The organism is Roseomonas sp. KE0001 (assembly GCF_016107285.1).
Classification (GTDB): domain Bacteria; phylum Pseudomonadota; class Alphaproteobacteria; order Acetobacterales; family Acetobacteraceae; genus Pseudoroseomonas.
The window spans coordinates 409,765-417,498 of the sequence record NZ_RCVQ01000004.1 but is presented as its reverse complement, the minus strand read 5'-3'; the positions used below and the strand labels follow the sequence as shown (position 1 = coordinate 417,498).

General features: G+C 71.6%; 6 protein-coding genes and 1 tRNA gene. 4 read left to right on the top strand and 3 right to left on the bottom strand.

Features of this window, described 5'->3' with window-relative positions:
- Nucleotides 1–97 precede the first annotated feature (97 nt).
- From D9598_RS11215 to lipB, 3 genes are all read right to left on the bottom strand, one after another.
- The gene (locus D9598_RS11215) at nucleotides 98–1,651 is read right to left on the bottom strand and encodes a UxaA family hydrolase (protein WP_198366571.1); all 1,554 of its coding nucleotides are present in this window, start codon (nucleotides 1,649–1,651) and stop codon (nucleotides 98–100) included.
- Between the two features lie 93 nt (nucleotides 1,652–1,744).
- On the bottom strand, nucleotides 1,745–2,800 hold the full coding sequence (locus tag D9598_RS11210) for an Ldh family oxidoreductase (protein ID WP_198366570.1): 1,056 nt from the start codon (nucleotides 2,798–2,800) through the stop codon (nucleotides 1,745–1,747).
- 118 nt (nucleotides 2,801–2,918) lie between these two features.
- Nucleotides 2,919–3,638, bottom strand: coding sequence for a lipoyl(octanoyl) transferase LipB (gene lipB, locus D9598_RS11205; protein WP_198366569.1), 720 nt, complete (start codon nucleotides 3,636–3,638; stop codon nucleotides 2,919–2,921).
- Nucleotides 3,639–3,676: 38 nt separating this feature from the next.
- Here lipB and D9598_RS11200 point away from each other — a divergent pair.
- The 4 genes from D9598_RS11200 (at nucleotide 3,677) to D9598_RS11185 (ending at nucleotide 7,642) form a co-directional block, all read left to right on the top strand.
- Nucleotides 3,677–3,759 (top strand) — tRNA-Leu (locus tag D9598_RS11200).
- A 100-nt stretch (nucleotides 3,760–3,859) separates the two neighbouring features.
- Nucleotides 3,860–6,121: an NADP-dependent malic enzyme gene (locus D9598_RS11195; RefSeq protein ID WP_198366568.1), complete on the top strand. Its 2,262-nt coding sequence runs from the start codon at nucleotides 3,860–3,862 to the stop codon at nucleotides 6,119–6,121.
- A 77-nt stretch (nucleotides 6,122–6,198) separates the two neighbouring features.
- The gene (locus D9598_RS11190; RefSeq protein ID WP_198366567.1) at nucleotides 6,199–6,900 is read left to right on the top strand and encodes a VWA domain-containing protein; all 702 of its coding nucleotides are present in this window, start codon (nucleotides 6,199–6,201) and stop codon (nucleotides 6,898–6,900) included.
- A 55-nt stretch (nucleotides 6,901–6,955) separates the two neighbouring features.
- Nucleotides 6,956–7,642: a J domain-containing protein gene (locus D9598_RS11185; protein ID WP_198366566.1), complete on the top strand. Its 687-nt coding sequence runs from the start codon at nucleotides 6,956–6,958 to the stop codon at nucleotides 7,640–7,642.
- Nucleotides 7,643–7,734 lie beyond the last annotated feature (92 nt).

Genomic DNA, 7,734 nt, shown 5'->3' with positions numbered 1-7,734 from the left:
ATCTCTTAACGAGAGCTGTTCCAGCACTTTGCCCGGATAGATTGTAAGACTTGGTCGCCATCCGGGCCTCCGCGGAATGCCCGGATGGCGGGTCCCCTCACCCCATGATGCCGATCTGCCAGGGCACGAACTCGTGCTTGCCGACGCCGAGATCCTCGCTCTTGCTCCGTTCGCCGGAGGCGATGCGCAGGATGTGCTCGAAGATCCGCTGGCCCATCTCCTGCAGGCTGGCCGTGCCGTCGAGGATCTCGCCGCAATTGATGTCCATGTCCTCCTCCAGCCGGCGGTACATGGGCGTATTGGTGGCGAGCTTGATCGAGGGCGCCGGCTTGCAGCCGAACATCGAGCCGCGGCCGGTGGTGAAGCAGATGACGTTCGCCCCGCCCGCCACCTGACCGGTGGCCGAGACCGGGTCGAAGCCCGGGCTGTCCATGAAGACGAAGCCCGGCGTCGTCACCGGCTCGGCGTATTTGTAGACCTCCATCAGCGGGCCGGTGCCGCCCTTCATCGAGGAGCCGAGCGACTTCTCGAAGATATTGGCGAGGCCGCCGGCCTGGTTGCCGGGGCTGACCACGCCGTTGATCTGCGTGTCGCGCCCGGCGGCATACTCGTCCTTCCACCAGCGGATGCGCTCGATCAGCTTCTCGCCCACCGCCCGGCTGGCGGCGCGGCGTGTCAGCGTGTGCTCGACGCCATAGATCTCCGGCGTCTCGGACAGGATCGCCGTGCCGCCGTGCCGGGTCAGGATGTCCATGGCATGGCCGAGGGCCGGATTGGCGGTGATCGAGGAGAAGCCGTCCGAGCCGCCGCATTGCAGCCCGACCATGATGTGGCTCGCGGGCACCGTCTGCCGCGTCACGGCATTGGCCTCGGCCAGCATTTCGCGCACGGCGGCGATGCCGGCCTCGATGCTCTTCCGCGTGCCGCCGGTCTCCTGCATGGTGAAGTGGCGCAGCTTCGGCCCCGCCGACAGGCCGTGCTCCTGCATCAGCCCGGCGATCTGGTTGCGCTCGCAGCCGAGGCCGATGACCAGCACGGCGGCGATGTTCGGGTGGCGGATGTAGCCGGCGAGCGTCCGCCGCAGCAGCTGCATCGGCTCGCCCGAAAGCTCCATGCCGCAGCCGGTCTGGTGCGTGAAGGCGGCGACGCCGTCGACATTGGGGAACTCGGCCAGGCGCTCGGCGGTGAAGTGATCGGCGATGTTCTGCACCACGGTCGCCGAGCAGTTCACCGTCGAGACGATGCCGATGTAGTTCCGCGTGCCGACGCGCCCGTCCCCGCGGACAATGCCCTGGAAGGTAGCGCGCTCCGCCTCCGGCACCATGGCGAGCGGCGCGTAGTCCTCGCAGAAGGCGTAGTCGCGGTCGAACTCGGTGAAGGTGATGTTGTGGCCGTGCAGCATGGTGCCGGCCGGCATGTCCTCGGCGGCGAAGCCGATGGTCACGTTATACTTCAGGATCGGCTCGCCTTTGCGCAGATGGCGCGTGGCGATCTTGTAGCCGGCCTGGACCGCCTCGCGCGCCAGGACGTTCTCGCCGGGGATCGAGGTTCCCGCCTCCACCGGGATGCGGGCGACCACGACATTGTCGTTGGGATGGAGGCGGATGACGGGGCCGTTCAACCGCTTGGCGGAAAGGTCGATGATGGACATGGGCGGACGTCCCTGATCATTGGTGCTTGCGGGGGTGCTTGCGGGCGGCCCGTCCGCCGGCGGGACCGCCGGACGGGCCGCGGATACGGAAACTCAGGCCACGGGCTCCGGCAGGGCGACGCCGAGGCGCCCGGCATAGGGGCGGAGTGACTCCAGGATGCCCTCGGCCAGCGGCACCCCCTCGCGCAGCGCGGCCTCGCGCTGGGCCAGGCCCTTCTCGCCGGGCAGGCGCACCCTCTCCACACCCGGGCGCGGCGCCGCGGCGCGGCAGGCGGCGACCGTATGGCCGGTCTGGCGGGTGAAGGCGTCGAGCCCGGCGAAGGCCTCAGGATCGATCACCTGCAGGAAGACGCTGGCCAGCATGCCACCGGCCCCGTCGGCGCGGCCGAAGCCGGAGAGGCCCTGGGTCAGTGCCTCGGTCATCAGCGCCCAGCCATAGCCCTTCTGCCCGTGATCGAGGCCGCCGGCGGGCAGCACCGTGCCGCCCCGGCCGATTACCGCCGGATCGTCGGTGGCATGGCCCTCGGCATCCATCAACCATTTCTGCGGGAAGCGGCGGCCGAGCTTGGCCAGCCGCAGGCTCATGTTGTTGGTGGTGATGGAGGCGGAGATGTCGGTCACCACCGGCACGCCGCCGGTGGGAAAGCCGGCCGAGACCGGGTTGGGCGAGAGGACGCCCTGCCGGGCGCCGAAGGGCGCGACGCTGGCCGTCCCCGGGGCGCTGCTGTGCAGGATGCAGACCAGCCCCTCCGCCGCCGCCCGCGCGGAATAGACCGCGAGGCAGCCGATATGGTGGCTGTTGCCGATGGCGATGCTGACCGTGCCATGCTGCCGCGCCCGCTCCATGGCGAGGTCGAGCGCCGTCGTGGTCAGCCAGCCGCCCGGCAGGGCACGGCCGTTCCAGGCGAGGCACGCGCCGCGGTCGGAGAGCACCTCCGGCTCGCCATCGGGGCGCATCAGGCCGCTCTCGAGATCGTCCAGGTACTTCGGCACCAGGCCGAGACCATGCGTCACATGACCCATCAGGTCGGATTCGACGAGCACCCCGGCCATGACATCGGCCTTGGCGGCCGGCACGCCCGCCGCCTGGAACAGGGCCGAGGCGAAGGCGCGCAGCCCGGTGGCGTCGTAAAGCGTCGGCGCGCTCACGCCGCAGCTCTCCGCAGCCCCGCATGGCGCGGCGATGATGTCATGTCCGTTCTCCCGTCCCAGTCATCCGATGATCGCATGGCAACCCCGGCGCCGCAACGCGGAGGCGGCGGCGCGGTCAGCCGAAGACATCCTCCCAGGCCAGCCGCAGCGCCACGTCCACCTCGGCCATGCTGGGCGTGACGCCGAGCGCCCAGAGGCTGGTGACACCGTGCTGGCGGATGCCGCAGGGCACGATGCCGGCGAAGTGCGACAGGTCGGGATCGACATTGAGCGCGATGCCGTGCCAGCTCACCCAGCGGGTCACGCGCACGCCGATGGCGCCGATCTTGTCCTCCCGCCCGCGCGCCGGGTCCGCCACCCAGATGCCGACCCGCCCCTCACGCCGCTCCCCGCGCACGTTGAAACAGTCCAGGGCGCGGATCATCCACTCCTCCAGCCCGTGCACGAAGGCGCGCACGTCGCGCGCCGGCACGCGGCCGTGCGGCCGCGTGAGGTCCAGCATGACGTAGGCGGTGCGCTGGCCGGGGCCGTGATAGGTCCATTGCCCGCCCCGCCCGGCGGCGTAGGTCGGGAAGCGCGCCTCGACGAGGCCGTCCGGCGTGGCCGAGGTGCCGGCCGTATAGGCGGGGCTGTGCTCGACCAGCCAGACCCGCTCCGGCGCGCCGTCCTGGCGGATGGCGGCCGCATGCGCCTCCATGGCCGCCAGGGCCTCCGGATAGGCGGTCAGGCCGGGGGCGACGCGCCATTCGGGCGTGTCCGGGGCGGGAGCGGGAGCGGGGGCCGAAGAATTATCTTCCGCCGGCCCTCCGGGGGTTGTTGCTGTCTCCGAGATCATCGGCTATACGCCCGGCCCTGCCTGATACTTTCCCACGTGCGGTCGTGGCGGAATGGTAGACGCGTCAGCTTGAGGTGCTGGTGGGGGCAACCCCGTGGAAGTTCGAATCTTCTCGACCGCATATTTCCCTGAACCGTAATTCATCGCCCCGCCTGTCATCCGGCCCTGCTCCCTTGTGGCACTGTGCCGGCTCCGTCATCGTCCGGGGCACGGAGGTGCGCATGGACGATGATTTCCGCAAGGCGGCGCTGAACTACCACCAGCTGCCGCGCCCTGGAAAGCTCAGCGTCGAGCCGACCAAGCGGATGGCGACGCAGCGCGACCTGGCCCTGGCCTATTCCCCCGGCGTCGCCGCCGCCTGCGAGGCGATCGCGGCCGACCCCCGGGCCGCCTACGACATGACGGTGCGCGGCAACCTGGTCGCCGTGATAACCAACGGCACTGCCGTGCTCGGCCTCGGCGCCATCGGCGCCCTGGCCTCGAAGCCGGTGATGGAGGGCAAGGCCGTCCTCTTCAAGAAGTTCGCCGGCATCGATTCCATCGACCTCGAGGTGGACGAGCTCGACCCGGCGAAGTTCGTCGAGGCCGTGGCGGTGCTGGAGCCCAGCTTCGGCGCCATCAACCTCGAGGACATCAAGGCGCCGGAGTGCTTCGAGATCGAGCGCGCGCTCCGCGAGCGGATGAAGATCCCGGTCTTCCACGACGACCAGCACGGCACCGCCATCATCGTCGCCTCCGCCGTGCGCAACGGCCTGCTGCTGCAGGGCAAGCAGCTCGCCGAGGCGCGGATCGTCACCTCCGGCGGCGGCGCCGCCGCGCTGGCCTGCCTCGACCTGCTGGTGGCGATGGGCGCGAAGCGCGAGAACATCACCGTCACCGACATCAAGGGCGTGGTCTATGTCGGCCGCCCCGAGCTGATGGACCCCTACAAGGACCGCTACGCCCAGGCGACCACGGCGCGCACCCTCGAGGAGGTGCTGACCGGCGCCGATGTCTTCCTCGGCCTCTCGGCGCCGCGGGTCCTGAAGGCGGAATGGCTCCCCAAGCTGGCGCCGCGCCCGCTGGTGCTGGCCCTCGCCAATCCCGAGCCGGAGATCCTGCCCGAGGCGGTGCGCGCCGCCCGGCCGGACGCCATCGTCGCCACCGGCCGCTCGGACTATCCGAACCAGGTCAACAACGTCCTCTGCTTCCCCTTCATCTTCCGCGGCGCGCTGGATGCCGGGGCGACCACCATCAACGAGGCGATGAAGGTGGCCGCCGTCGAGGCCATCGCCCGCCTGGCGCGGATCGAGGCCTCCGAGGTGGTGGCCGCCGCCTATGGCGGGCAGGCGCCGATCTTCGGGCCGGACTACATCATCCCGAAGCCCTTCGACCCCCGGCTGATCCTGGAGATCGCGCCCGCCGTCGCGCGCGCGGCGATGGACAGCGGCGTCGCGACACGGCCGATCGCCGATTTCACCGCCTATCGCGAGACGCTGGAGCGCTTCGTCTACCGCTCGGGCGACCTGATGCGCCCGGTGGTCGAGGCGGCGCGCAAGCAGCCGCGCCGCGTCGCCTATTCCGAGGGCGAGGACGAGCGCGTGCTGCGCGCCGTGCAGTCGGTGCTGGATGACGGCGTGGCCGAGCCGGTGCTGATCGGCCGCCGCGCCGTGATCGCCGAGAAGGTCAGGACCATGGGCCTGCGCATGGATCTCGAGGAGAGCGTCCGTGTGCTCGACCCGGACGTCGATGACGAGATCTTCCTGCCGCTGATCGACATCTACCGGCAGAAGGTCGGCCGCCGCGGCGTGCCGCCGGATGCCTGCGAGCGTTTCGTCCGCACCCGCCCCTCGGTCGCCGCCTCCCTGCTGCTGGAGGGCGGCTATGTCGATGCCGCGCTGGTCGGCGGCCAGGGCGAATGGATGCGGATCTGGCACCAGGCGCATGACGTGATCGGCAAGCGCGAGGATGTCAGCCGCGTCTATGCGCTGACCGGCGTGATCCTGACGGCCGGCGTGCTGTTCTTCGTCGACACCCACCTGATCGTCGATCCGACGGCGGAGCAGGTGGCGGAGATGACGCTGCTCGCCTCCGAGCAGGTGCGCGCCTTCGGCCTGACGCCGCGCGTGGCCCTGCTCTCGCACTCCTCCTTCGGCGCCAGCGGCGCGCCCTCGGCGCGCAAGATGCGCGAGGCGCTGAAGCTGATCCAGGCCGCCGCGCCGGATCTGGAGGTGGATGGCGAGATGCACGCCGATGCGGCGCTGATCCCGGCGATCCGCGACCGGGCCGTGCATGCGTCCCCGCTGACCGAGACGGCCAACCTGCTGGTCATGCCGAACCTCGATGCCGCCAATATCGCCTACAATCTGGTGAAGGCGGCGGCGGACGGGTTGCAGGTCGGCCCCATCCTGCTGGGCATGCGCAAGCCGGTCCATGTCCTGGTGCCGAGCGTGACCGCGCGCGGCATCTCCAACATGACGGCGCTGGCCGTGACGCAGAGCTGAGGCTGGAGCGCTTTTCCGTCCGGCCGGGGCGGGGGGCGGTCTTTCACGGGCGGTCGGGCGAGGCCATCTTCGAAGGCATGGCGAATGTCCCTGCCCGCCCCGCCTCCGCCGCCGTCGCCGCCTTCCTGAAGCAGGCGGAGGGCCTCCCCGCCCTGCGCCCGGCGGTCCACCGTCCCGGGCGGCTGATCTTCGCCGTGGACGCGACGGCCAGCCGCCAGCCCGCCTGGGACCGCGCCAGCCATCTGCAGGGCGAGATGTTCCTGGCCGCGGCCGGTCATGGCGGCCTGGCGGTCCAGCTCGCCTATTACCGCGGCTTCGGCGAATTCGCCGCCACACCCTTCCTGGAGGATGGCGCGGAGCTGGCCCGGCGCATGTCCGGCGTCACCTGCCTCGGCGGCCAGACCCAGATCGGCGCGGTGCTCGCCCATGCCCTGGCGGAGACGGCGCGGGAGCGGGTGGCGGCGCTGGTCTTCGTCGGCGATGCCGTCGAGGAGGCGGCCGACCCGCTCTGCCACGCCGCCGGCCAGCTGGGCCTGCGCGGCACGCCCGCCTTCGTCTTCCAGGAGGGGGGAGATGCCCACGCCACGGCCATCCTGCGACAGATCGCCCGGCTCTCGGGCGGTGCTCATCATGCCCTCGACGCCGCCAGCCCCGCCACGCTGCGCGACCTGCTGCGCGCCGTCGCGGTCTTCGCCGCCGGCGGCCACGGGGCGCTGGCGCGGCTCGGCGGCGGCGCGGCGCGCGGCCTGATGGCGCAGCTTCCGGCCCCCCGCCGATGAGGCTGGCCAGCCGCGCCTGGATGGCGCCCCGCCCCCCTGTCCGGACCCGCACGCCTTGACCTGGATCCTCGCCGGGCTGGCGGTTCTGGTGCTGCTGGGCCTGACCGTGCACGGCTTCGCCACGGCCAGCGTGGCGCAGGTCCGGCGCGGCGGCGCCATCCTGCTGGCGGTCTTCGGCGCCGCCGCCTTCGGCCTGCTGGTCTACAGCGGACGGATGGCGCAGGCCGCGGCGGCGCTGCTGCCGATGGCGCCGCTGGCCCTGCAGCTCTGGCGCGGCTGGCGCCAGGCGCGCCGCTTCGGCGCCGCCCCCGCCTCCGCCGGCAACACGACGCAGGTGGAGACGGAGACGCTGCTGATGCGCCTCGACCTCGGCAGCGGGCAGCTGTCCGGCCGGGTCCGCAGCGGACCGCAGGCCGGGCGCGAGCTGGGGGAGATGGCGCTGCCGGAGTTGCTGGCCCTGCTGCGGCACTGCCGGGAGGAGGATGCCGAAAGCCTTCCCCTGCTGGAGAACTGGCTCGACCACGCGCATCCCGGGTGGCGCGCGGAAGCCGGCGGCGGCCCGCAGGGGGAGGCGGCCGGGCACGGCTGGGCCCTGGCGACGCTGGGGCTGACGGCCGGGGCGAGCCCGGCCGAGATCCGCGCGGCACACCGGCGGCTGATGCAGGAGGCCCACCCCGATCGCGGCGGCCCGCCGGACCGCGCGGCGGCCCTGAACCGGGCCCGCGACATTTTATTGTCGTGACATTTTATTGCGATAATGGATTCAACCAGTGCGTGCTGCCCGCGATTGCGGCAGGATCGGTGCCATGGCAAAGCTCTGCCATCGCAGCCTTA